The organism is Dehalococcoidia bacterium, assembly GCA_035310145.1.
In the GTDB taxonomy this organism is placed as follows: domain Bacteria; phylum Chloroflexota; class Dehalococcoidia; order CAUJGQ01; family CAUJGQ01; genus CALFMN01.
The window spans coordinates 14,677-38,387 of record DATGEL010000008.1; the positions used below are offsets into that span (position 1 = coordinate 14,677).

General features: G+C 69.1%; 22 protein-coding genes. 11 read left to right on the forward strand and 11 right to left on the reverse strand.

All coding sequences use genetic code 11. The features are described from left to right. Nucleotides 1–624 carry a TetR/AcrR family transcriptional regulator gene (locus VKV26_01550; GenBank protein HLZ68570.1) on the reverse strand — a complete coding sequence of 208 codons (624 nt, stop codon included), beginning with the start codon at nt 622–624 and terminating at the stop codon, nt 1–3. A 410-nt stretch (nt 625–1,034) separates the two neighbouring features. Between VKV26_01550 and VKV26_01555 the strand changes: the two genes are divergently transcribed. From VKV26_01555 to VKV26_01570, 4 genes are read left to right on the forward strand one after another with little or no spacing between them, the layout of a single operon-like run. Beyond that, entirely contained in the window at nt 1,035–2,828 is a 1,794-nt protein-coding gene (locus VKV26_01555; protein HLZ68571.1) for an ABC transporter substrate-binding protein, read from the forward strand. A 4-nt stretch (nt 2,829–2,832) separates the two neighbouring features. Beyond that, nucleotides 2,833–3,789, forward strand: coding sequence for an ABC transporter permease (locus tag VKV26_01560; protein ID HLZ68572.1), 957 nt, complete (start codon nt 2,833–2,835; stop codon nt 3,787–3,789). Between the two features lie 37 nt (nt 3,790–3,826). Next, entirely contained in the window at nt 3,827–4,732 is a 906-nt protein-coding gene (locus tag VKV26_01565) for an ABC transporter permease (protein HLZ68573.1), read from the forward strand. Between the two features lie 57 nt (nt 4,733–4,789). Next, nucleotides 4,790–5,206 carry a thioesterase family protein gene (locus VKV26_01570; protein HLZ68574.1) on the forward strand — a complete coding sequence of 139 codons (417 nt, stop codon included), beginning with the start codon at nt 4,790–4,792 and terminating at the stop codon, nt 5,204–5,206. A 12-nt stretch (nt 5,207–5,218) separates the two neighbouring features. On the opposite strand, the gene metH is transcribed toward VKV26_01570, so the two are convergent. After that, a complete protein-coding gene (metH, locus tag VKV26_01575) occupies nt 5,219–8,770 on the reverse strand; it encodes a methionine synthase (GenBank protein HLZ68575.1) in 3,552 nt (1,183 codons plus the stop codon). Nucleotides 8,771–9,090: 320 nt separating this feature from the next. On the opposite strand from metH, the gene VKV26_01580 reads away from it, so the two are divergent. From VKV26_01580 to VKV26_01590, 3 genes are all read left to right on the forward strand, one after another. Further along, on the forward strand, nt 9,091–10,032 hold the full coding sequence (locus tag VKV26_01580) for an NAD-dependent epimerase/dehydratase family protein (GenBank protein HLZ68576.1): 942 nt from the start codon (nt 9,091–9,093) through the stop codon (nt 10,030–10,032). Between the two features lie 86 nt (nt 10,033–10,118). Further along, nucleotides 10,119–10,805 carry an RraA family protein gene (locus VKV26_01585; GenBank protein HLZ68577.1) on the forward strand — a complete coding sequence of 229 codons (687 nt, stop codon included), beginning with the start codon at nt 10,119–10,121 and terminating at the stop codon, nt 10,803–10,805. A gap of 48 nt (nt 10,806–10,853) precedes the next feature. Next, nucleotides 10,854–11,945: an Ldh family oxidoreductase gene (locus tag VKV26_01590; protein ID HLZ68578.1), complete on the forward strand. Its 1,092-nt coding sequence runs from the start codon at nt 10,854–10,856 to the stop codon at nt 11,943–11,945. Between the two features lie 188 nt (nt 11,946–12,133). On the opposite strand, the gene VKV26_01595 is transcribed toward VKV26_01590, so the two are convergent. From VKV26_01595 to VKV26_01615, 5 genes are all read right to left on the reverse strand, one after another. Then, nucleotides 12,134–13,291, reverse strand: a complete 1,158-nt coding sequence (locus VKV26_01595; GenBank protein HLZ68579.1) for an aminotransferase class V-fold PLP-dependent enzyme — start codon at nt 13,289–13,291, stop codon at nt 12,134–12,136. Nucleotides 13,292–13,424: 133 nt separating this feature from the next. Next, a complete protein-coding gene (locus VKV26_01600) occupies nt 13,425–14,537 on the reverse strand; it encodes a SelA-like pyridoxal phosphate-dependent enzyme (GenBank protein ID HLZ68580.1) in 1,113 nt (370 codons plus the stop codon). A gap of 21 nt (nt 14,538–14,558) precedes the next feature. Beyond that, on the reverse strand, nt 14,559–15,401 hold the full coding sequence (locus VKV26_01605; protein ID HLZ68581.1) for an SDR family oxidoreductase: 843 nt from the start codon (nt 15,399–15,401) through the stop codon (nt 14,559–14,561). Between the two features lie 16 nt (nt 15,402–15,417). Next, a complete protein-coding gene (locus VKV26_01610) occupies nt 15,418–16,416 on the reverse strand; it encodes a BadF/BadG/BcrA/BcrD ATPase family protein (GenBank protein ID HLZ68582.1) in 999 nt (332 codons plus the stop codon). Then, nucleotides 16,416–17,612, reverse strand: a complete 1,197-nt coding sequence (locus VKV26_01615) for an amidohydrolase/deacetylase family metallohydrolase (GenBank protein ID HLZ68583.1) — start codon at nt 17,610–17,612, stop codon at nt 16,416–16,418. The genes VKV26_01610 and VKV26_01615 overlap by 1 nt, the downstream gene beginning before the upstream one ends. A 149-nt stretch (nt 17,613–17,761) precedes the next feature. On the opposite strand from VKV26_01615, the gene VKV26_01620 reads away from it, so the two are divergent. Beyond that, complete coding sequence (locus VKV26_01620; GenBank protein ID HLZ68584.1) at nt 17,762–18,637, forward strand: enoyl-CoA hydratase-related protein; 876 nt, start codon at nt 17,762–17,764, stop codon at nt 18,635–18,637. A 125-nt stretch (nt 18,638–18,762) separates the two neighbouring features. Here VKV26_01620 and VKV26_01625 read toward each other — a convergent pair whose 3' ends face one another. Further along, nucleotides 18,763–19,416 (reverse strand): hypothetical protein, encoded by a 654-nt coding sequence (locus VKV26_01625; protein ID HLZ68585.1) that lies wholly within the window; start codon nt 19,414–19,416, stop codon nt 18,763–18,765. Nucleotides 19,417–19,422: 6 nt separating this feature from the next. Continuing rightward, on the reverse strand, nt 19,423–19,911 hold the full coding sequence (locus VKV26_01630) for a YkgJ family cysteine cluster protein (GenBank protein HLZ68586.1): 489 nt from the start codon (nt 19,909–19,911) through the stop codon (nt 19,423–19,425). A 172-nt stretch (nt 19,912–20,083) separates the two neighbouring features. Between VKV26_01630 and VKV26_01635 the strand changes: the two genes are divergently transcribed. The 3 genes from VKV26_01635 to VKV26_01645 all read left to right on the forward strand — a co-directional run bounded on the left by VKV26_01635 (nt 20,084) and on the right by VKV26_01645 (nt 20,987). Next, on the forward strand, nt 20,084–20,338 hold the full coding sequence (locus VKV26_01635) for a zinc ribbon domain-containing protein (protein ID HLZ68587.1): 255 nt from the start codon (nt 20,084–20,086) through the stop codon (nt 20,336–20,338). Nucleotides 20,339–20,351: 13 nt separating this feature from the next. Further along, on the forward strand, nt 20,352–20,564 hold the full coding sequence (locus VKV26_01640; GenBank protein HLZ68588.1) for a hypothetical protein: 213 nt from the start codon (nt 20,352–20,354) through the stop codon (nt 20,562–20,564). A gap of 114 nt (nt 20,565–20,678) precedes the next feature. Further along, nucleotides 20,679–20,987, forward strand: coding sequence for a hypothetical protein (locus tag VKV26_01645; protein ID HLZ68589.1), 309 nt, complete (start codon nt 20,679–20,681; stop codon nt 20,985–20,987). A gap of 11 nt (nt 20,988–20,998) precedes the next feature. Here the strand turns inward: VKV26_01645 and cimA are convergent, their stop codons facing one another. Both cimA and VKV26_01655 read right to left on the reverse strand, forming a co-directional pair. Then, nucleotides 20,999–22,630 (reverse strand): citramalate synthase, encoded by a 1,632-nt coding sequence (gene cimA, locus VKV26_01650; GenBank protein ID HLZ68590.1) that lies wholly within the window; start codon nt 22,628–22,630, stop codon nt 20,999–21,001. 414 nt (nt 22,631–23,044) lie between these two features. Then, on the reverse strand, nt 23,045–23,711 hold a 667-nt coding region (locus VKV26_01655; protein ID HLZ68591.1), incomplete at its 5' end, for an isocitrate/isopropylmalate family dehydrogenase.

Consider the following 23,711-nt stretch of genomic DNA (forward strand, 5'->3'; position numbering starts at 1 on the left):
CTATCCCTCCCGCCTCAACACGCCGCTCACCACCTGCTCCGTGACCTGCGTTGCCACCAAGTCGGCGGACAGCGGTCCATCGGCAGCATACCAGCCGGCGGTGCCGAGACAGGCGCGCAGTAGGGTGAAGGCCGTGACCCTTGGGTCACGATCGGCAAAGGCGCCCGTGCGGATGCCTTCCACGACGATTTCGCGGATCAAGCGCTCGTAATGCCGCTGCAAGCCGCGGATGGTGGCGTGGCTCTCGGGGCTCAGCCGCTGGGCGTTGAGGATGTTCGCGTAGCGGTCCAGGTCGTCGAAAATGTGGTCCACCAGGTCGCGGATTGCGGCGCGCAGCATCGGCTCCGCGGCCCCACCCGCGGCGATGATCGCTTCGAGCCGCTCGATGGCGTCGCGGATGGCGGTGGCGCGAATCTCGGTGAAGATCTCCTCTTTGCTGCGGAAGTAGTAGTAGATCACGCCCTTGGTAACGCCGATCTTGGCGGCCACGTCGTCGAGCGAGGCGCTGGCGTAGCCGTCGCGCGCGAAGACGGCGGCGGCGGCGACCAGGATCTCACGCCGGCGCCCCTCAGCCTTCTCCACGTTCTGGATGCGATGGCCGCGCAGACCGCTCGGACCGCTCATCGACTGTCCCCCTGGACATGGGTGCAAGACCGGCGTTCCAGCACGATCGCACACCCACAAGCGGGAACCCGCGCCGGTTTTGCCCCTATCTGGAATCGATCCTTCCGCATGCCCGCACCAGTCGCCGCGTCTTGCAAGCTCGCTGCAATGCAGCGTAGCACCCTCGGCGCCCGCGCACGCGGCACGACCGGATCCCGGCTGGTTGCCCAACTGCCGAGGCCGTGCTGCCAGCCACCGCGCACGGCGGCCACCGCCTTCCGCAGCCGCCACGCGACGTGTCTCAGCTTCACGGCCGTATCATGCTTCTTGACGTTCTAATCGTTGAGATTAAACTCGCTAGTCAAGACCGGCAAGTACGGCCGGTCGCCGAGCGGCGAACAGGACCAGCAGGTCCGTTGGGGAGGCAGGCGATGAGCGACGGCCCCGGACACTGGCATGGCTACTGGCAGCGGCGCGTCAACCGCCGGCACATGTTGCGCGGCGGCGTCCTCGGCCTGGCGGGCGGACTGGCCGCCTTCCACGCGGCCTGCAGCTCCTCGAACAACAACAAGACGTCGAACGCGGGCAACACGGCGCCGTCGGCCGGAGGGGCCGCCACGGGCGCGGCCCCAGCCAGGACATCGACCGTTACGGGCGGGCTGGCACCGCTGCAAGGCACCGCCCAGGCGGGCGGTGCCCTGGCGCTGCCGGTGCCGCAGACGACCGCCATCCCGCTGGCGAACGGCCAGCCGGGCGGTAAGCTCAACCTCGCCACCGGGCTCGAACCGACCACGCTCGACCCGCTCAACGCGATCTCCGGCAGAGACTACGTGTACGGCGAGGCGATGTACGACTTCTTCGTCGCCATCCGCCACTTCAGGCTCGACCTCGACCACTCGCTCGCCCAGAAGTTCGAGATCGTCGATCCGACGCATCTCACCTTCCACCTGCGGCCGGGCGTGAAGTTCCACGACGGCTCGGACTTCGACGCCGCGAACTATCAGTGGAATATGAAGCGCCTGCAGGATCCGACGAACAAGGGCGTCTCTCTCGGCCAGTTGGCGGACATCGACCACATCGATACGCCCGATCCGATGACCGTCAGCATGGTGCTGAAGCAGCCGAACGCCGCGATCTTCAACTCGCTCGCGGCCTACACCGCGGTGCCCGTGTCGCGCACGGCGGTGGAGAAGTTCGGCGACAAGTTCAAATCGAACCCCGTCGGCACCGGGCCGTTTACCTTCGGCGAGTGGGTGACGGGCAGCCACGTCACCGTCAAGAAGAACCCGAACTACTGGATGAAGGACGGCGCCGGCAAGCAGCTACCATACCTGGACCAGGTCACGATCACCGTGATCCCGGACCCGAACACGCAGTTCGCCAACATCCAGTCGGGCACGGTGGACTACACCGGCATCGGCTCGCTCAACCTGCTGGACCCGGCCGGCAAAGACCCGAACCTGCAGGTCGTGCAGGGCATTCCGGGTAGCGCCGTCGCCTCCGTGATCGTCTTCAACACCGACAAGGCGCCGCTCAACAACGTGAACCTGCGCAAGGCGTTCACCTTCGCGCTGGATGCGGGCGCGGTGAACAACACAATCTACTTTGGCAAGTATCAGATCGCCAAAGATGCGATGATCACGCCGGGCGGCTGGGCCTACCAGGACACGCCGGGGCGGCCGGCCTTCGACGTAGCGCAGGCGAAGAAGTTCCTGGCAGACGGCGGCCAGCCGAACGGCTTCAACGTCGACATGGTCGTCTACAACTCGCCGACCATCAACCAGCAGGCCGAGCTCTACAAGGCAAACCTGAAGGAGATCGGCATCAACGCGAACATCGTGATCGAAGATGTCGGCGCGGCGACCAACGACTTCTTCCAGAACGGCAAGTTCGCGGTCTACTCCACGGCCTGGGGCGGCACCGACTACGAGCCGAACGTCGAGTCCACGCTGATCTACCAGGGGAACTCTGTCTACAATCCGATGAAGCACGAGGTGGCGCCCGGCCTCGACGCCATGATCGCGAAGGCACGGCAGTCCTTCGATACGAACCAGCGCAAGCAGCTCTACGGGCAGATCAGCGACGTGATCCTGAATCAGCAGTGCTTCTTTGTGCCGATGGTGCTCTCCACGCCGTATGCTGCCTTCCGCAAGAACGTCGGCGGCATCGAGGCCTGGCCGGACATCGGTGTGGCCAGGCTGCAGTTCCTGTGGATCAAGAGCTGACGCCATGCAAGCCTACATCGCCCGGCGGCTGCTGCAGGCGATCCCGGTGCTGCTGCTGATCACGTTCTTCGTCTTCTTCTTGGAGCAACTGATTCCGGGCGACCCGGTGTACGCCCTGATCGGGTCGAGCGGCGGGCAGGAGCTGGCGCCGAGCGTGATCCGCCAGTACCGCAAGGAGTTCCACCTGGACGACCCGATCCCCGTGCAGTACGCGATCTGGTTGCAGCATGCGCTGCACGGGGACTTCGGCAAGTCGATTAAGAGCCAGCGTCCGGTGACGGAAGAGCTACGGGCGCGCATTCCCGTGACGCTGCAGCTTGGCCTCGCCGCGCTGATCATCGGCATCGCCGTCGCGTTTCCGCTGGGGATCACCGCCGCGCTCTTCCGCAACTCGCCGCTGGACCGGGCGATCACGGTGTTCTCGATCGCGGCGGTCTCGATCCCCGGCTTTTTCCTGGCGATCCTGCTGATCATCTTATTCGCGGTGAAGCTGCGCTGGCTGCCGGCCTCGGGCTTCACGGAGATCACGACCAACCCGCTGAAGGCGATCAAGCTGCTGATCTTGCCCGCGTTCGTGCTCAGCTCCGGCAGTATCGGCGGGCTGACGCGCTTCGTGCGCTCGTCGCTGCTCGAGGTGCTGCGCGCCGACTACGTGCGCACGGCGCGGGCCAAGGGGCTGCCGGGGCGGCGCGTGATCTGGCTGCATGCGCTGAAGAACGCGATGCTGCCGGTGGCGACGATCATCGGCCTGCAGATCGGCTTCCTGCTGGCGGGTGCGCTGATCATCGAGCAGATCTTCGCCATCCCCGGCATCGGCCGCTATGTGATCCAGGGCTTCACCGACAAGGACTTTCCCGTGGTCCAGGGCTACGTGCTGCTGGTGGCGACCTGCGTCCTGGTGACCAGCCTGCTCACCGACCTGATCTACTCTGTGCTGGATCCGCGCATTCGCTTCAAGTAAACGTCTAAACGTCGACTCTCCCCGGCGGAGATCGCGCATGACCACATCATCGGAGCCGCTGGCGGTCCAGCCCGTCCTTGCGGGCGGCTGGCGGCTCTCACCCCGGCTGCGTCCCTGGCTGCGCCTGTTGCGCGATCCGATCATCGCGGCCAGTGTCTTCATCGTCGTTTTCTTCGCCGTCTGCGCGATCTTCGCGCCGCTGCTGGCGCCGTACGACCCGTACCAGACGAACACGAATCCCGGCGCCTTCTTGAAGGGGCCGTCCTGGAGGCACCTGCTCGGCACCGACGTGCTGGGCCGCGATCAGTTGAGCCGCATGCTGTACGGCGCCCGCGTCTCGCTGGGCGTCGGCGTCGTCGCCACGGCGCTTGGCGGGACGGTTGGCGTGCTGCTCGGCCTCGTCGCCGGCTTCGTGCGCGGCGTCGTGGACGACGTGATCATGCGCTGTGTGGAGGCGCTGCTCTCGATTCCCCAGCTCGTGCTCGCGCTCGGCCTGCTCGCGGCGCTCGGCCGCAGCGTGCATACGCTCGTGATCGCGATCGGCATCGGCGGTATCGCCTTCCTCGCGCGGCTGGTACGCTCGCAAGTGCTGGCCGTGCGCGAGTTCGACTACGTGCTGGCGGCGCGCACGATCGGCGCACACCCGTTGCGGGTCTTGTTCCGGCATGTCTGGCCCAACTGCACGGCGCCGGTGATCGTCTCGCTGTCCCTCGGCGTCGGCTTCGCCGTGCTGGCCGAATCGGGGCTCAGTTTCCTGGGACTGGGCGTACCGCCGCCCACGCCGAGCTGGGGCTCGCTGCTGCAGTACGCCTTCCAGTATCTGTACGGTTATGCGTATCTCTCGATCGTGCCCGGTGTGGCGATCTCGCTGCTCATCCTCTCGCTCAGCCTGATCGGCGACGCCCTGCGCGACGTGCTCGACCCGAGCCTGCGCGGCACATAACGCGCTACGCTTACGGCATCGCTCGCTGCGAGCGATCCAAATTCGCCGGAGCGCCGTATGCCCTTCTCGGTGCGCTTTCCCACCCGGCACACCGATTGCTACGCCGCCACCGGCTTCGTGCACGCCGGCGTGCTGCTGGCCCTCACCGAGCTGGCCTACGCGGCGGGCGAGCTGGCGGCGGGCATCAGCAAGCCCGCGCACATCGTCGCGGTCGAAGTGCGCACGCGGGCCGAGTACCTGCGCCCGCTGCCCTGGCAGGACGGCGCGATCGTGGAGGTCACCACCCCGGCGGCGCAGGCGGAGGGCTTCACCCAGACCTTCACCCTGCGCTCGGCGCGCACCGAGCGCACGATCGCGCGCATCGAGCACGACTGGGTCTGGCTGGACACGCAGTCCGGCCGCGCCGTGCCGCTGGACGAGCAAACCTGCACCCGCCTGCTGTCGCTGAACGAGCTGAGCGGCGAGCCGGCCTGAGCCGCCGTGCGGCTACACCACGTTGAAGTAGTGCGCGTCGGGGTGGTGGACGACGATCGCCGAGGTCGTCTGCTCCGGCTCCCACATGTACTCGTCGGTGAGCGCCGCGCCGATCCGCTCGGGCCCAAGCAGCCGCGCCAGCACGGCATCGTGCTCGCGCTCCGGGCAGGCAGGATAGCCGAACGAGTAGCGGGCGCCCTGGTACTCCTTGCGGAAGAGGCCGCGCACGTCCGCCGCGTCGTTGCAGGCGATGCCCAGTTCCTCGCGGATGCGCTTGTGCCACAGTTCGGCCAGCGCCTCCGTGGCTTCGACGGAGATGCCGTGCAGGTGCAGGTAGTCGCGGTACTCGCGCGCGGCGAACAGCTCGTGCTCGCGCTCCGTCGCTCGTGGCCCCATCGTCACCGCGTGCAAGGCAACCACGTCCAGCTCGCCGGAGTTGACGGGGCGGAAGTAATCAGCCAGGCAGAGCTGCTTGCCGCCGAGCTGGCGCGGGAAGGTGAAGCGCGCCAGCTCCGTGCGCCCGTCTTCGGCATAGAGGATCAGGTCATTGCCCTGCGACTGGCAGGGCCAGTAGCCGTAGACCACCTGTGGCGCCAGGAGTTGCTCTTCGATGCAGCGGTTCTGCCACTCGCGGTAGACCGGTCGCACCTCGGCATCGAGCCACGCTTCGTACTCACCCTTGGGCAGGCCGCGGCTGTTGGTGTAGCGCCACTGGCTGCGGAAGAGGGCGATCTCGTTGATGTGCGCGTAGACCTCGTGCAGGCCGATGCCGCGCGCCACGCGCACCCCGAAAAACGGCGCCCGCGGCACAGGATTCGTCCAGCCGACGCTCGAAGGCGCGACGAAGCGCTTCGCCTCTTCGAGGCGACGCTCGCGCTCGTCACTCTGGTCCTCGACCTTCTGGTAGTCCTCGAGCTGTTGCGCCTCGGCGGCCTGCGCTTTCTTGCCGCCGCGCTGCGCCAGCACATGCCCTTCGCCGCGCACGATCGCGTCCATCGTGCGCAGTCCTTCGAAGGCGTCCTGGCCGTAGAAAACCTGACCCTTGTAGAGGCCGCGGAGGTCGTTCTCCACGTAGCCGCGGGTCAGCGCCGCGCCGCCGAGCAACACCGGGTATTTGGACAAGCCGCGCTCGTTCAGCTCGAGCAGGTTCTCCTTCATGATCACCGTGGATTTCACCAGCAGGCCGGACATGCCGAGCGCGTCGGCGCGCGTCTCTTCGGCCTTCTCGACGAAGGCCTGCAGCGGCTGCTTGATGCCGATGTTGTGCACCGTGTAGCCGTTGTTGGAGAGGATGATGTCCACCAGGTTCTTGCCGATGTCGTGTACGTCGCCCTTGACCGTGCCGAGCACGATCGTGCCGCGGCCCGCCGCGCCGGTTTGCTCCAGCATCGGCTCCAGGTAAGCGACGGCCGATTTCATCGCCTCGGCGGACTGCAGCACGAAGGGTAATTGCATCTCGCCGCTGGCGAAGAGCTCGCCCACCACGCGCATGCCGTCCAGCAGGATTTCGTTGATGATTTCGAGTGCCTGATATGGCCGCGGCGCCGGCTGGCGTCGGCGCTTGTCTCCGTTCTCCGGCCTCGCGCCGGTTGGCCGCGGCGTGGCCAGCGCCTCGTCCAGGTCCCTCTCGATGCCCTTGCGCTCGCCGTCGATGATGCGCCGCTTCAGCCGTTCCTCCACCGGCAGGCCGCTCTCGGCGCCGCGCTCGCGTGGCGCCTCGTCGCCGACGAACAGCTCGATGAAGGCCGTGAGCGGGTCGAAGCCTTCGGTGCGCTCGTCGAAGACCAGTCGCCGCGCCGCCTCGCGCTGCGCCGGATCGATGCGGTGCAGCGGCAGGATCTTCTGCGGATTGACGATCGCCGCATCGAGCCCGGCCTCGACCGCGTAATGCAGGAAGACCGAGTTCAGCACCTGCCGCGCCGCCGGCTTGAGGCCGAACGAGATGTTGGAGACGCCGAGGATCGTGTAGCAGCCGGGCAGCTCGGCCTTGACGCGGCGGATCGCCTCGATCGTCTCGATGCCGTCGCGCCGCACCTCTTCCTGGCCGGTGGCGATCGGCATTGTCAGTGTGTCGAAGATCAGGTCCTGGGGCCGCATCCCCCACTTTTCGATCGCGAGGTCGTGGATGCGGTGCGCCACGCGCAGCTTCCAGTCGGCGGTGCGCGCCTGGCCCTCTTCGTCGATGCAGAGCGCGACCACGGCGGCGCCGTGCTGCCTGGACAGCGGCATCACGCGATCCATGCGCGCTTCGCCGTCCTCGAGATTGATCGAGTTGATCACGGCGCGACCGCCGAGCCGCTTCAGCGCCGTCTCGATCACGGCCGCCTCGGTGGAGTCGATCATCAGCGGCAGCGTGGATTGGGTACCGAAGCGGAAGGCGACGGCGTCCATGTCCTTCGTGCCGTCGCGGCCGACGTAGTCGACGCAGACGTCGAGCAGATGCGCCCCTTCGCGCACCTGCTGCTTGATCATGCCCTGCATCGCGTCGTAGTCGTCGGCGAGCAGCAGCTGGCGGTACTGCCTGGAGCCGTTGGCGTTCAGCCGCTCGCCCACGACCAGGAACGATGTCTCCTGCTGCAAGGTCACCGGCGTGTAAAGGCTGGCGACCGACGGCTCGAACTGCGGGCTGCGGGCCACGGGCGCATGGCCCCAGAGCGCGTCGGCCAGCGCCTTGACGTGCGCGTTGGTCGTGCCGCAGCAGCCGCCGACGATGCTCACGCCGAACTCTTGGACGAAGATGCGCTGGTAGCGCACCAGCTCGTCCGGCGTGAGCGGATAGACCGCGCCGGCGGCGTTGACGATCGGCAGGCCGGCGTTCGGCAACACGGAGATCGGCCGGCGACTGTGCTGGCTGAGGTAGCGGATGTGCTCGCTCATCTCGGCCGGCCCGGTGGCGCAGTTGATGCCGATCACGTCGATCGGGAAGGGATCGAGCGCCGCCAGCGCCGCGCCGATCTCGGTGCCGACGAGCATCGAGCCGGTCAGCTCCATCGTCACCTGGACGATCAGCGGTACGCGCCGTTTACTGCGCTCCATCGCGCGCAGGGCGCCGGCCAGCGCCGCCTTCGCCTGCAGCGGGTCGTAACAGGTCTCGATCTGCAGGAGATCGACGCCGCCGTCGAGCAGGCCCTGCGCCTGGGTCATGTAGGCGTCGAGGACGGCGTCGTAGCTGACGTGCCCCAGCGTGGGCAGCTTCGTGCCCGGCCCCATCGCGCCGGAAACCCAGCGCGGCCGGTCGGGCGTGCTGAACTCGGCGGCGAGCGTGCACGCCATTTCGGCGGCGGCCTTGTTCAGCTCGTAGGCGCGATCGGCGAGCTCGTACTCGGCCAGCACCAGTGGCGTGCCGCCGAAGCTGTTCGTCTCGATCACGTCGGCGCCGGCCGCGAGATAGCCGGCGTGGATCTCGCGCAGCACGTCGGGGCGCGAAAGGGTGATCAGCTCGTTGCAGCCGTCTTTGCCCCAGAAGTCGTCGTCGCCAAGATCGCAGCCCTGGATCGCCGTGCCCATCGCGCCGTCGAAGATCACCACGCGTTCCCGGAGAACCTGTAAGATGTCCGGTTTCATGGGCACCTTCTTCCCGGCTCATCTGCCCCCGGAAGCGATCGGAGGGCCGGCCCGTACGACGAAAGCGGGTTCGCCGCTGCCTGCTGGTTGTGCGGGAGGTCTTCCCCGGCGGTCCGCGGAAGCAACGCGAGGCGAGCGCGGCAGCCCGCCTCGGCACGTGTCCTTGACGCGATCGTATGTGTCGGTACGATCCGCCGTCAAGCGCGTAGCGGAGCAGAAGAAGTGGGAATCAGGGGCTGACGGAAGATTGTGAAATCTCTCGCAAAGTGCTAGGGTGGCTGCACGGCCGCGGCGCCGGGCACGCGGGAAAGGGCAAGGCCATGATCCTCATCGCCGGTGGTACGGGGTTTATCGGCAGCGCGATCGCGCGGCAACTCGTGGCCCGCGGCCATACGGTCGCCGTGCTCAGCCGCCGAGGGGGTTCGTCAACCATTTCGCTGGGCGGCAAACCGGTCGAAGTCCGTCGCGGCGACGTCACCGAGCCGGCTGGCCTGGCCGCCGCCCTGACGGGCGTGGAAACCGTGGTCGGCGCCGTGCAGTTCCAGGACTTCCCCAACCAGAACCGCGGCAAGGGGCTGACCTTCGACAACATCGACCGCCGCGGCACGGAGCACCTGGTCGCCGCCGCGAAAGCCGCCGGCGCGTCGCGCTACGTGTACATCAGCGGCGTGGGGGCGGCGCCCGATGCGCCGCGGGTCTGGTTCCGGGCGAAGTGGGGCGCGGAGACGGCGGTGCGCGAGAGCGGCCTGCAAGCGCTGATCGTGCGCCCCTCGTGGGTCTTCGGTCCCGGCGACCACGCGCTGAACAAGTACGTCGCCTTTGTGCGCTCGCCGCTGCCTGTGGTGCCGGTAATCGGCAACGGCAAGCAACGGCTGCAGCCGGTGTTCGTCGAGGACGTGGCGCGCCTCGTTGCGGACAGCGTCGACGGCCGGGGGGCGGCGGAAGGCACGTTTGAGATCGGCGGGCCGCAGGTGCTGAGCATGGACGCGATCATTCGCGAAGTCGAGCGGGCGCTGGGAAAGAAGAAGCCGCTCGTGCACCAGCCCGTCTGGCTGACGAAGGCGCTGATGTCGCCCAAAGCCGCGATCCACGCGCTGCCGCTGCCGCTGACGCCGGAGGGCGTGACCTTCGCGACGATCGACGCGACCGCCGACACCGAGCCGCTGCTCGCGGCCTTCCCCGAGCTGCGCCTCACGCCGCTGCCCGAGGCGCTGGCGACCTACCTGAGTCCGGTGCGGCGCCGTTCCGCGCCTTCGGCATGACCACGCGCGACGCGGCTTGCTTGACATTCGTGCCGGCGCGCGCCTTACATCGAGTCCGGAGCCGTTTCGCGATGAGGGAGCCCTGCATGGCCGTCGAGCACCCGCCGGAGCTGCTGCGCGAGTTGGCCGGCATCACCACGCCCACGATTGCCAACGCGATCGAGCTGTTCAATCTGCGGCCGCGCGAGGCCGGCTTCGCCAGCGGCGCGATTCGCTGCATCTTTCCGGCCTTGCCAACGGTCGTCGGTTATGCCTGCACGGCGACGATGAAGGCGGCCAGCCCGCCCGGCGACCGTCGCGCCGGCCGCGGCGAGATGTGGCAGCACATCCTCTCCGTACCCGCCCCACGCATCATCGTCGTGCAGGACGAGGACGAGCCGCCGGCGGTGGGCTCGCTCTGGGGCGAGGTCAACGGCAGCGTGCACAAGGCGCTGGGCGCCGTGGCCGTCGTCACCGACGGCGGCATCCGCGACATCGACGAGCTTGAGGCGATGGGCATGCAGATGTTCGCCCGCGAGGTGATCGTCTCACACGCTAACGTGCATCTCACCAGCGTGGGCAAGCCGGTCACGGTTGGCGGCCTCACGGTCCATCCCGGCGACCTGCTGCACGGCGACAAGCACGGTGTGATGCTGGTCCCGCACGAGATCGCCGGACAAATTCCGGAGGCAGTGCGCCGCATCGAGGCGTTCGAGCGGCCGATCATCGACCTCTGCCGCTCGCCCGAGTTCAGCGTGGAAGCGCTCGATGCGCTCTTCCAAAGGCGGATGTAGGCTCGGTTCGCCTGCACGGCGCAAACGGCAGGCGCGGGAGCAGGGCAGATGGGTACGACCACCCGGTTCAGCGCGCAGACGCTGATCGACTTCACGGCCGCGGTGCTGGCCCGCGTGGGTCTGAGCGAGGAGGACGCGCGGCGCGGCGCCGAGATCCTCGTCGACGCCGACCTGATGGGGATCGACTCCCACGGCATCGCGCATCTGAACGCGCACCGCGGCTACGCGCCGGGCATCAAGGCCGGCCTGGTCAACCCGCGGCCGCGGATCCGCGCCGAACGTGAGACGGCAGCGACCGCCCTGCTCGACGGCGACCGCGGCTTCGGCCTGACCGTAGGCCACTTCGCCATGCGCCTGGCGATGGAGAAAGCGCGGATGGCCGGGTGCGGTATGGTCACGGTGCGCAACAGCCGCCACTTCGGCGCCGCCGGCTACTATGCGCTGATGGCTACGCATGAGGACATGATCGGCATGGCGATGACCAACGCCGCGCCGTGGATGGTGCCGACGAACGCGAAGAGCAAGATGATCGGGACCAACCCGATCGCCGTGGCCGCGCCGGCGGGAAGTGAGCAGCCCTTCCTCTGCGACCTGGCGACGACCGCCGTGGCGATGGGCAAGCTCGAGATCGCCGAGCGCGAGGGCAAGCCGATTCCGGCGGGCTGGGCGCTGGACGAGAACGCGCAGAGCACCGTTGACATTGCCCGCGTGCGGCGCGGCGGCGGCCTGACGCCGCTCGGCTCGGACGGGGCGACCAGCTCGTACAAGGGCTACGCGCTGGGCCAGGTGGTCGACCTCTTCTGCGGCGTGCTCTCGGGCGCCGGCTTCAGCATAATTCTCGAACGCGGCGCCTCGGCCGCGGGCCACTTCTTCGGCGCCTGGCGCGTGGATGCCTTCCGCGACCCGGCCGAGTTCAAGGCGATGGTCGACGAGATGCAGCGCACGTTTCGTACGGCAGAGCCTGCGCCGGGCGCCGAGCGTGTGTTGCTTCCTGGCCAGCGCGAGTTCGAGGCCCGCGCCGAGCGCACCGCGCAGGGCATCCCGCTGCACGAATCGGTCGTGAGGACGCTTGTCGACCTTGCGGCAGAACTCGGGATTGCGGCGCCGGCGCCGCTGGCCCCACAGCCGGCGCCGGCGTAGACGGCCGTCGGCCCTCATCCTCTCGTCTCTCCTTCTCTCAATCCTGGGAGAAGGAGACGATCCGGCGTCGCGCGTTCCGACCAGCCTGCGGCTAACCCGACACGGTCCGATGCCAGCACCGCCCGATCGCCCCTCGCCCAGGATTGGGAGAGGGGACGGGGGTGAGGGCCGAAAGCCGCGGCCGGCCGTCAGTTGCCGAGCTGGGCGCGGATCGCCGTCAACTCGTCCATGAAGGCGTCGCACTCGACCTCGGTGTTGTAGAAGTGCGGCGACACGCGGATACCGGCGCCCGGCCGGTAATCGATGATGAAGCGCCGCCGGATCAGTTCCTGCGAAACGGCCTCGGCGTTGGGGAAGTCGATCGTGACGTGGCCGCCGCGCCGCGCGTCCACGGTTGGCGTGTTCACGGTCAGCCCCAGATCCTCGGCGCGGGCGATCAGGCGCGCGGTGAGCTGTAGCGATCGGGCACGGATGCGCTCCACGCCGACCTCGCTGACGATCCGATAGCCCTCGCGCGCCGCGTAGAGGGCGGGAATGCCCGGGGTGCCGCCCATGAAGCGCTCGATCCCCGGCGCATACTCCAGCTCGCCCATGTCAAAGGCGAAGGGCCGCGCGTGCGAGAACCAGCCGGCCTCGCGCGGGCGCAGCCGCTCGACCAGATCGGGGCGCACGTAGAGATAGCCCGCGCCCGGACCGCCGCACAGCCACTTCACCGAACCGCCCACGACGAAGTCGACGCCCAGCGCGGTCACGTCGAAGGGCACCGCCCCCGTCGCCTGGTACGAGTCGAGCAGGACAGAGGCGCCGTGCCGATGCGCCTTCTGCACCACCGCGGCCACGTCGATCAGCTCGCTGCTGCGGAAGGCGACGTGCGAGATCGGCACGATTAGCGTGTGATCGTCGATCGCCGACAGCAGGCGCTCAAGCGGAACCACAAGTTGGTCATCCGTGCCGATGTACTGGACTTCCGCGCCGAGACGGCGTTGCTGCTCCCAGAAGTAGTGCATCGTCGGAAACTCGGAGTCGGCGTAGACGACCTTGCGCCGCGGCCCATCGTAGTCGAAGCACGAGGCGACGACGCTGACCAGCGTGCTCACGTTCTGGTGCATGATCACGCTGCCGGACGGGGCGCCGATCAGGCCGGCGATCAGGTTGCCCGTCTCGCGCACCAGCGGCAGCCAGCTATTCCAGGCGACGACGCCCTCGTGCTCCCACAAGTCGGCGTAGGTTGCGAGGCCGTCGCGCACGCTGGCGGGCATGGCGCCGAGCGAATTGTTGATCAGGTAGACCGAGGTCTTGAGGATGGGGAAGCGCTCCCGCCAGCGCAGCAGATCGTTGTCGCTCATGCCCTCACCTCCGTCCGGCGCGCCCGGCCTCCACCCACTGCACGATACCAGGCGCTGCCCCCTCAGCCGATCGAGAGCGTCAGGCGGTTGCGCTGCGCTCCGGCTTCGTTCCTTCTCGATTCAACGTCGTGTCTCAGCCGGCGGCATCCGTCGCCCCGCCCAGCTCCGCCAGCCGCCGGCCGATCAGCTCTGCCTCGTCGGCCGAGACGGCACGCGGGTCGATGAGCACCACGCCTTCGTCGAGATGGTGATTGCGCGTGCGGATCGGCGGCGTGCCCGCGGCGAGGGCGGCGGCCAGCGACCGCGCTCGTTCCGGCGTGCAAACCAGCGCCAGGCGTTCGATCGGCCGGCCGGCTTCGTCCGGCACGACGCGCAGCTCAATGCCGGGCAGCACGCCGGCCGGCGCACGGATGGCGGCGATCACTCCGGCCTGCCGCTCTCGCTCCTCGGCCATATTGCGACACAGATACTCGCGGAGCGCGGCCACCAGGCCGAGCATGTCCTCCTTGCCCACCTTCATCGGCCGCGCCACCCCGGCGAACTGGGCATCCGCAGCCGCAACCAGATCCGCTCGCCCGAGCAGCACGCCGCTGGTTGGACCCTCGAACGCCTTGCCGCCGCTGTACGCCACCAGGTCGGCGCCGGCGGCGAGGTAGCGGCGCAGATCCTCCTCCGCGGCCGCATCGACGACCACCGGCACGTCGCGCGCATGGCAGATCTCCAGCCAGGCCGCGAGCGGCAGCCCGTTCACCTGCGCGCAGTGGTGCGAGACCACGAACATCGCGCAGGCGACGCCTCCCGCCTCGATCGCCGCCTCCAGATCGCGCGGCCGCACGTTGTTGACCGTGCCCACCGGGACCGGCCGGCCACCGCCGAGACGGATCATCTGCTCGATCGGGGCGCCGAAGTCGACCAGGTGGCCCGGCTGGATCGGCACGCGGTTGGACAGGCCGCGGCTGTGCGGCAGGCGGGCGATGGCGGCGCTGTCCGTGCCGGCGATGCAGCCCGCCACGGCCATCACCAGGCCCGCGCTGGCGCCGGCCGTAACCGTCCCGGCCTCGGCGCCGGCGAGCCGCGCGATCTCGGCGCCCGCCGCGTGACGCAGCGCGGCCAGGTCGACATGTGTTCGCGCCGCTTCGGCCATCGCCGCGATCGCCGCCTCGCCCAGGGCGCTGCCGCCGAGCGCCGTCAGCCTGCCGGCGGCATTGATCACGGGCGAGACATGCAAGTCGTCCAGCAGCCCCATCGCCGGCGCTCCTTCGCGGCGTCAGGCCGAACGGCCGCCGTCCACCATCAAGACGGCGCCGGTCACGTAGCGTGCCTCGTCGCTGGCGAGGTAGACGGCGGCCAGGGCCACGTCCCGCGGCTCGCCGCGGCGGCGCAGCGGCGCCGAGCCCTCGAGCAGTGCGGCCCGCGCGGCCGGATCGTCGCGCAGGCGAACGAGGCGGGCCGCTTGCTCCGGCGACGCGCCGTCAAGCATCGCGGCGAACGCCGCGGGCTCCTCAAGCGCCGCCGCGATCTGCACGGTGCGCTCCGTGGCGATGGCGCCCGGGCAAATGCAGTTGCAGCGTACGCCGCCCGCGGCGTAGTCGAGCGCGATGCATTTGGTCAGGTGAATCACGCCCGCCTTCGCCGTGGCGTAGCCCGCGGCGCCGGCACGGGCGCTGACACCGCGCGTGGAGCCGATGTTGATGATGCTGCCGCTGCCACGGGTGAGCAGGTGCGGCAGCACCGCCCGCGACATCGCGAAGACCGACGTGAGCGTCACCTCCAAACAGCGGTTCCAGCTCTCGCGCGAGAGGCCGAGGATATCCGCCTGTCCGCCGCCACCGCCGACATTGTTCACCAGCACGTCGATGGCGCCGAAGGCCGCGAGCGCTTCCGCGACCGTCCGCTCCACCACGTCCGGCGCGGTGATGTCGCCGGCGACGCCCACGCAGGCGCCGCCGGCGGCGCGGATCTCTGCTTCCACCCGCGCCACGGCCTCGGGCTGCAGATCGAGGATCGCCACGCGCGCGCCGGCTTCGGCCATCGCCAGCGCCGTGGCGCGGCCGATGCCGTTGCCGCCGCCCGTAACGATCGCCGTCTTTCCTGCCAGTCGCTGCGTCACGCTTCCGCCCAGCCGATCAGCCCGCACACACCAGCGCCGCCAGCTCCGCAGCCTGGGCTGATTCAGCAACGGAATCGGCGAAGGCCCGCTCGTGCGCATCGTTCCAGTCGAGCGTGGCGCAACGGAAGGCGAGACGCAATGCGCCGTAGACCGGCTCGAAGCGCGGGCGCACGGGCAGGGCGCCGGGCGCGACCGCCTGCACCGCCGTCAGCAGCGGCTCGATCAGCGCACGGCCGGCGCGAAAGGCGCCGCCGCACAGCGCCAGGGTGAAGTCCTCGGCGCCGAGTCCCGTTGCGGCGAGACAGGTCAGCACGCCGCGTGCCAGCGCCTCGGCGGCGTCGCGCAGCAGCGCGCGGGCGGCCTCGTCCACGTCGGCCAAGGGGGCGACCAACGGCGCGAGGCGGGCGATCTGCTCGCGTGGCAGGTTTTCTTCGTAGATGCGGCGGCTCACGGCGCGGAACGAATCCACGCCGAAGTGCGCGAGCACCGCTTCGCGCAGCGCGGTTTGCGGCCCGCGGCCGTCCTCGGCGCGGGCGACAGCGATCAGGGCGCGGCGGGCGATGTCGTAGGCGCTGCCCTCGTCGCCAAACAGCGTTCCCCAGCCGTCGCAGCGGTGCGCGCGGCCATCGTGCCCGCGGGCGTACTCGAAGCTGCCGGTGCCGGCCAGCACCAGCGCGCCGAACTCTGCGCCGGCGCTGGCGAGGCAAGCGTCGGCCTCCGGTGCGAGGCGATACGCGGCGCACCGGACCACTCGCCTGACCGCTTCCTCCAGAAACGTCGGGCGCACCGGTCCGCTGCACAGCGCGACATCGACCGCCGGTTCGCCCGCGCCCGCAACACCCGCGCGGCGCAGCGCTGCCTCGATGGCGCCGCCGATCGCCGCGCCGGCCGCCTCGGGCGAGACGAAGCTGAGGTTTGATGGCCCGCCGCTGCCCCAGCCGCGCACACGCCCGAGTTCGTCCGCGATTAGGCAGACCGTCTTGCTGCCGCCGCCGTCCAGCGCGAGCAACCGCATCAGCCAAGCTCTTCAGGGACGAGCTGCATGCCGTGGGCGCCGCGCGTCGCTTCGTGCACGACGCCGCCTACGATCGCGTAGCGGGGAACTATTAGCCGGTCGATCGTCCACGCAGTGCGGTAGCTGTCCTGCACGCGCACGGCACGCTCCCCGATCTGGAAGACGGTGAGGTTGGCCGGGGCGCTGGGCGACACGCGGGTGATCAGGTCGTCGAGGCCGAACGTCTTCGCCGGCGCCAGGCTTGCGGCAGCAACGATGCCGAAGAGGTCCATGCTCTCGTTGCCGACACTCTGCGCCAGGTTCAGCAGCTTGCTCATCGTCAGGGCAAGGCTGTAGACGGGACCATCGCTGTTGCCGCGATGCAGGTCGGTGCTGACATGCCCAAGCGGCAGGCGCTGTGCGAGCCAATGCCTGGCCACGTCGTGCGAGAATGAGCCGGAACCGTGGCCAACGTCGAGAACGACGCCCCGATCGATCGCCGCGCGAACGGCGGCGATTGGCGCGTTGCCGACGCGATCAAGCGGCCCGCCCGCCTTGCCGTGGAAGCAGTGCGTGATCACGTCGCCGGCCTCGAACAGGCGGCAGACCTCGTCCAGCGTCGGCGGCGCGTTGCCCACGTGCGCCATCAGCGGCACGCCCGCTTCCGCGGCAGCCTTCTTCGCCAGCACCACCGGCATGATGCCCAGCGCCCCGACCGCGCTGGCGCTGGCCCGTACCTTCATGCCCTTGATCCAGCCACGGTTGGCGTCGATCGTCTTCACGGCGTCGTCGACGTTGAGCCAGCCCACGATCTCCGACTCGCCGGGCATGTGCATGTTGCCATGGCGGGAGATGTGCAGCAGGCCGAAGACCAGCGTCTTCGCCGGCTTCACCACGTACTCGTAAAAGGCTGCCGCGTTCGCCGCGCCGAAGGAACCTGCATCAAGCACGGCCACCACGCCCTGCTCGACGCCGATGCTGTCCGCGTCCAGGCAGCTCGGCTTGAACAGATTGAAGACGTGGGTGTGCGTATCGATCCAGCCGGGGCCCGTGATCAGGCCGCCGACGTCGATCTCCTGCGCGGCGGCGCCGGGCAGCCGTTCCTGCACGGCGGCCACGCGACCGCCGCGGATGGCCACATCGGCGGCGAACGTGCGCCGCGCGATCGGGTCGATCACCTCGCCGCCGCGCAGGATCAGGTCGAACACTTCTGGCATCGCCGCGGCGCCGCCTTCCGTCGCGCCGACTGCTTGACGCACTCGGCGCGGCCGCCCGTAGAATAGCGGGGCTTTGTCGCCGGCGGCAACGCCGCGCCCCCGCCGTCAAATGAGTTTCTTTCACACCCCGCACGCAGGAAGGTGGGACCATGCGCAGCGGCGACTACGTGGGCTTCAACGTCGAGCTGAGCGATGCGGGCATCGCCACGCTGACGTTCAACACGCCGGAGCGGCTTAACGGCCTCAATCAGTTGATCAAGCGCGAGTTGGTCGAGTTCGTGCAGCAGGCGCAAATGGACCAGGACGTGCGCGTGCTCGTGATCACCGGCAGCGGCCGCGCATTCTGCGCCGGCGACGACATCAGCGGCCGGCATATGCGCGTGCCGGATGGTGTTACGCCGGCCATGCAGCCGATCGGCCACGGCCACGGCAACCCGATCGGAACGTACGAGGGGCTGCGCATGCTCTCGCAGTCGCTGAACCTGGCCGTGCGCAACCTGGACAAGCCGACGGTCGCGGCGATCAACGGCGTCGCGATTCAAACCGGCCTCTCGCTGGCACTGGCCTGCGACTTCCGCCTTGCCGCGGAAGAGGCGCGGCTGGGCAGCGCCACGCTGCGTTTCGGCCTGCTGCCGGACGAGGGCGGCCAGTGGCTGCTCGTACAGCACATCGGTGTGGCACGCACGCTGGACTTCCTGCTGCGCAGCCGCATCGTCGGCGCAGCGGAGGCGCTGCAACTCGGCCTGGTGCACGAGGTCGTGCCGGGCGAGCAACTGGCGCCGCGGGCGCGTGCGCTGGCGACCGAGCTGGCCAACGGCCCGCAGGTGGCGATGCGGCTGCTCAAGCGCTCGGTCTACAACGCCGCCGAGCTGGACTTCGTGCACGCCCTGGACGAGATCGCCAGCAAGACGGCGATCACGGACCATCATCCCGACGCACGCGAGGGCGGCGCTGCCTTCCGCGAGAAACGCGCGGCCCGCTTCAACCAGGATCCGACCCACGAATCGCGCGCCGAGCCGGTGTAGCGGGTTGCCTCATCCCCTGGCGCCCACTCGGGGCTTCATAAGCTTGCGCTGCCAGTTCTAGCCTGGTTGGCGGATCGGCGAACGCTGCGGCCGGCCTTTGTTCCGTGCGGCGCTGCTCCCCCTCGTCAGCGTCGCTCGGCCAATCCCGCGTCTGCCCAGCCGAGCCGCGACCGTACCCACATCGCGACGGCGGCCGCGGTCTCCGCCGGCGTGGCCCGCGTGGTGTCGAGCAACGCGATGGGCGGATCGCTTGCGGCGGCGTGCTCAAGCAGCCACTGGTTGAAGGCCAGCATCCGCGAAAGCGTTGCCGGCTCCGACGAGCGGCGCCAGGCCGGGCGAGCCTTAAGCCTTGCCATCAGCGCCTGCGGCGTGCAGACCAGCGCCAGGTAGTGAATCGTCGCGAGATAACGCCGCTGCACGCAGCGCTCGACCTGCTCGGGCGCCAGCGAGCCCAGGAGCACCAGCGAGCGACCGCTCTGATGCATGTTCATCGCCAGGCGTAGCCACAACTCGCGAAAGGAACGATAGCCGTCCGCCGGCGTGTCGAACTCGGGTCCCCAGAGCACGTCGGCATCGAGCACCACGCATTCGGGCAGCAGCGGCGGCAGCAGCAGGCCCACAGACGACTTGCCCGCGCCGCTGGCGCCGGTGAGTAAGAAAAGCGGCAACCGCTTGAACGGCTGCACATGGCCGCAGCGCCGGCAGATCGCCACGGCCCGCCCCGGCGGTACGTCGCGCTCGGCGTCGTACACGCCGCAGCCGGGGCAGACGTTGAACATGACCGATCATTCCGTTGGCGGCAGCCGGCGCAAGCGGCGCAGGTGCCGCACGAACGCTGGCGCCTCGGGGCCGTCGAACAACGGCAGCACGGCGACAGGGTCGCGCCCATCGCCCAGCTTCCGCAGTCCATCGAGGCATTCGCGCCGCGAAAGGCTGGCGTCCCAATCGCGGCAAGCCTGCGGCCGGGCCTCGTGCACGGCGCAGCCCGCGCGGCCGTCCTCTTCGCGGAGGAAGGTGCAGCCGCCCTCGCGCTCCAACAGCTGGTAGCGCTCCTCAGCCAACGGATACGGGCGGGCATAGCCCGCGAGGAACGCTTGCAACGGCAGGCCGAGGAAGCTCGCCAGCCGCTCCGCCTCATCGCGGCCGATCAGCGGCTGCCAGCGCCGGCAGCAGACGCCGCAACGGAAGCAGGGGATCGCCTCCTCGTCGGTGAAGCGGCCGAGTCCCGTGTCGAAGCTACGTTGAGACTCCGCGGCATGAAGGATGATGCGCATCGCTGCCCATCCGCCGGCTCACGGCTTGCTTTCCCCATGTAGTGTCGCGCGCGGCGCTTGCTTCGGGCCACCACCTCTGTCCGGGGATCTCCCGATTGCCGGTGACCGCCGCGGCGCTGATACACTGACGCCGATCACGGGGTTTCCAGCCCCACGCGGCGGTAAGGATGCCATGCCGATCTATGAGTACGCCTGCGAACACTGCGGTGACCGCTTCGAGAAGCTACGGCCGATGAGCGCCGCCGGCCAGCCCGTGCCATGTCCCGCCTGCGGCCGTCCGGCAGGCCCGCTCGTCTCGCGCCTTTCACGCGTGACCGGCGCCGAGGAAGGCGCCGGCGACGCGGACCTGGGCGCGGAGCCACCGGCGATGCCCGGTCACTCGCACGGCCACGGTCATTCCCATGGACCGGGCGGCCACATGCACTGAGACGGAGCGCAGCATGCCTGACTGGCTCAAGCGTCTGACCGCGCGCGGCGCACCGGTGAACGACGTGCCCGTGGCCGTTGCAGCGCCGCCGAAGCCGCCGACCTTCAAAGCCGAGTTCGCTCCGGCCTTCGCGACGAAGCTCGCCGTGGACAGCGCCGGCGCGCCCGGGCGCGCCGGCGCCGAAGCGCTCTATCAGAAGTGGGCGGCGCGCTGGCAGGAGTTCTGAGAACCGGTCGGCACGGGCGGTCTGCCCGTCCGCGGCGAGCTGCTCGCTTTCTGGGACGCGGGTCCGTCTCCGTCCGACGAGACCGTCGCGGCCTGGCAGACCGCCGGCTGGCGCGTGGCATTGGGCGTCGAGCTGGTGGCGCACCTGGAGCCGGTGCTCGATATCGACCGCTGCCGAGTCGGTTTTTGTGCCGAGTCCGAGGAGTTGGCGGCCGAATTCGTCAAGCTGATCGACGTCGAGAATCTTGAGGCGCGGCAGCGGCGGGCGCACCCGTCCGGCGTCGCCCAGCGCCTCGCCTGCGACGTGCTGCTGCCGCTGCGCCCGGACGCGCCCGACGATGAGGTCGACAACGCGATCGTGGCCGCCGTCAAGGCCTCGCACACGATCTTGTGCCCGGCCGGATTGCGCCCGCGGCCGGAGTAAGGCGGGCGGGGTCAGTGGCGCCGTGCCGGCGTCGCGGTAGTGCTGGTCCCACCGTTCCGGCGCGCGTGCAGCAGCAGCCAGTACTCCAGCGAATCGGCCAGCGCCAGCCATGACGCCTCGATGATGTCCGTCGAACAGCCGACCGTGCGCCAGATCTCCTCGCCGTCGCTGGACTCGATCAGCACGCGCGTCGAGGCCGCCGTGCCCGTGTTGCCGTCCAGGATGCGGACCTTGTAGTCGAGCAGGTGCACGCGACCGATCTCAGGATAGAAGTCGGCCAGCGCCTTGCGCACCGCGGCATCGAGCGCGTTGACCGGGCCGTTGCCCTCGGCGGCGGTGTGCCGGATCTCTTCGCCCACGCGGATCTTGGCCATCGCCTCGGCCAGCATCTCACTGCCGTCGCCGTCGCGGTCCGCCTTATGCCGGCGGCGCTCGACGATCATGAAGTCTTCCAGCTCAAACGGCGCGGCGTAGTCGGGCTGCGAGCGGCGCACCAGCAGCTCGAACGAGGCCTCGGCCGCCTCGTACTGGTAGCCGCGGCTCTCCATCGTCTTGACCTGCTGCAACAGGCGCCGCGTCTCGGCGCTGCTGAGCGGCACGTACCAGCCCTGCTCCTCGAGCTTGGCGATGATGTTGCGCTGCCCCGAAAGCTCGGAGACGAGCACACGCTTGCCGTTGCCGACGCTGCTCGGATCGATGTGCTGATACGAGCTCACGTCCTTGACGATCGCGGCGACGTGGTAGCCGGCCTTGTGCGCGAAGGCGCTCTGGCCGACGTACGGCGCCTGCGGATTCGGCACCACGTTCGCCAGCTCGCCGATGTAGGTCGAGACTTCGGTGAGCCGCGCAAGCTGCTCGTCTGCCACGCAGTCGACGCCCATTTTCAGCTTCAGATTGGCGATGATCGACATCAGGTTGGCGTTGCCGCAGCGTTCGCCATAGCCGTTGACGCAGCCCTGCAACTGCACCGCGCCGGCCTGATACGCCGCCAGCGTGTTGGCGACGGCGAGGCCCGCGTCGTCGTGTACGTGAATGCCGAAGGGCACGCCCGTGCGCTGCACCGCCTCCAGCGCCTGCAAGAGCTGCGGCGTGATCATGCCGCCGTTGGTGTCACAGAGCACGGCCACCTCGGCGCCGGCGCGCACCGCGGTGCGCAGCACCTGCAGGGCGTATTTCGGGTCGTTGAAGTAGCCGTCGAAGAAGTGCTCGGCGTCGAAGAAGACCTGCTTGCCGAGCGAGCGCATGTAGGCGACCGAGTCGGCGATCATCGCCAGGTTCTCTTCGGGCGTTGTCTCCAGGATCTCGCGCACCTGCTTCGCCGAGGCCTTGCCCACGAAGCAGACGGCCTGCGTTTCGGCGCGCACTATTGACTGGATGTTGGGGTCGTCCTCGCAGCGCAGACCGGCGCGGCGCGTGCCGCCGAAGGCGACGATGCGCGCGCGCCTGAGCTTGAGGTCGGGCACGCGCACAAAGAACTCGGCGTCCCTCGGGTTAGAGCCCGGGAAACCGCCCTCGATGAAGTCGACGCCGAGCTCGTCGAGCTTCTGCGCGACGAGCAGCTTCTCCTCGACAGAAAACGAGATGCCCTCCATCTGCGAGCCGTCGCGCAGCGTGGAGTCGTAGAGCTGGGGCTTGCTGGACATGAAGCGCCTTTCCTGCGATGCCGGCGCGGCGCCGGACGTGAACGGATGACTGATGACGCGGGCGGGCTACGCGTCGCCAATCACCCCCGCCCGAGGCTGCGCTCGGGCGGTTGCTATCTCCTCCGGCAGGCCGGCCGCGGTACGGCGCATCGTGTTGGCCCTCATCTCCCTCCCCTTCTCCCATTCGTTGCACGATGGGAGAAGGGGCGATCCAGTGTTGCTGGCTCGAACGGCGCCGGGTTAGCGAGTCACAGTATGTCGCGCCTTCAGCCTCTCAACCCATCGGTCTCAAGCTCCCCTCTCCCGGGATTGGGAGAGGTTCAAGCGCGCAGCCGACACCGGGGTGGTCCCAGCCGGCAAAGCGATCTCCCCTCTCCCAGGATTGGGAGAGGGGCCGGGAGTGAGGGCCCGGTATCACCCCTTCACGGCCGCGGCCACGGCGTCGCCCAGCGCCGTTGTCTTCACCAGCTTTGTGCCTTCCTGCGCGATGTCAGGTGTGCGCAGACCCTGTTCCAGCGCCTTGTCTACCGCGGCTTCCACCGCGTCTGCCTCGGCGCCCAGGCCGAAGGAGAGGCGCAGCATCATCGCCGTGCTCAGGATCATCGCCAGCGGGTTCGCCTTGCCCTGGCCGGCGATGTCCGGCGCGGTTCCGTGGATCGGCTCGTAAAGACCCTGGCCGGTGCCGTCCTTCTTCGTCTTGCCGAGGCTTGCTGAAGGCAGCATGCCCATCGAGCCGGCCAGCATCGAGGCTTCGTCGGTGAGAATGTCGCCGAAGGTGTTCTCGGTCACGATCACGTCGAAGCTGGCCGGGCGGCGGATCAGGTGCATGGCGGCGGAGTCCACGAGCAGGTGCTCCAGCTCGATGTCCGGATTCTCCTTGCCCATCTCCACGGCGATCTCGCGCCACATGCGCGAGTTGTCGAGGATGTTCGCCTTGTCCACGCTGGTCAGCTTCCTGCGCCGCTGCCGCGCCAGCTCGAAGCCGGTTTGCAGCACGCGCCGCACCTCCGGCTCGGTGTAGCGCATCGTGTCCACGGCGGCGCGGCCGCGGGCCGAGTCGTAGCGCTTCTGCGGCTTGCCA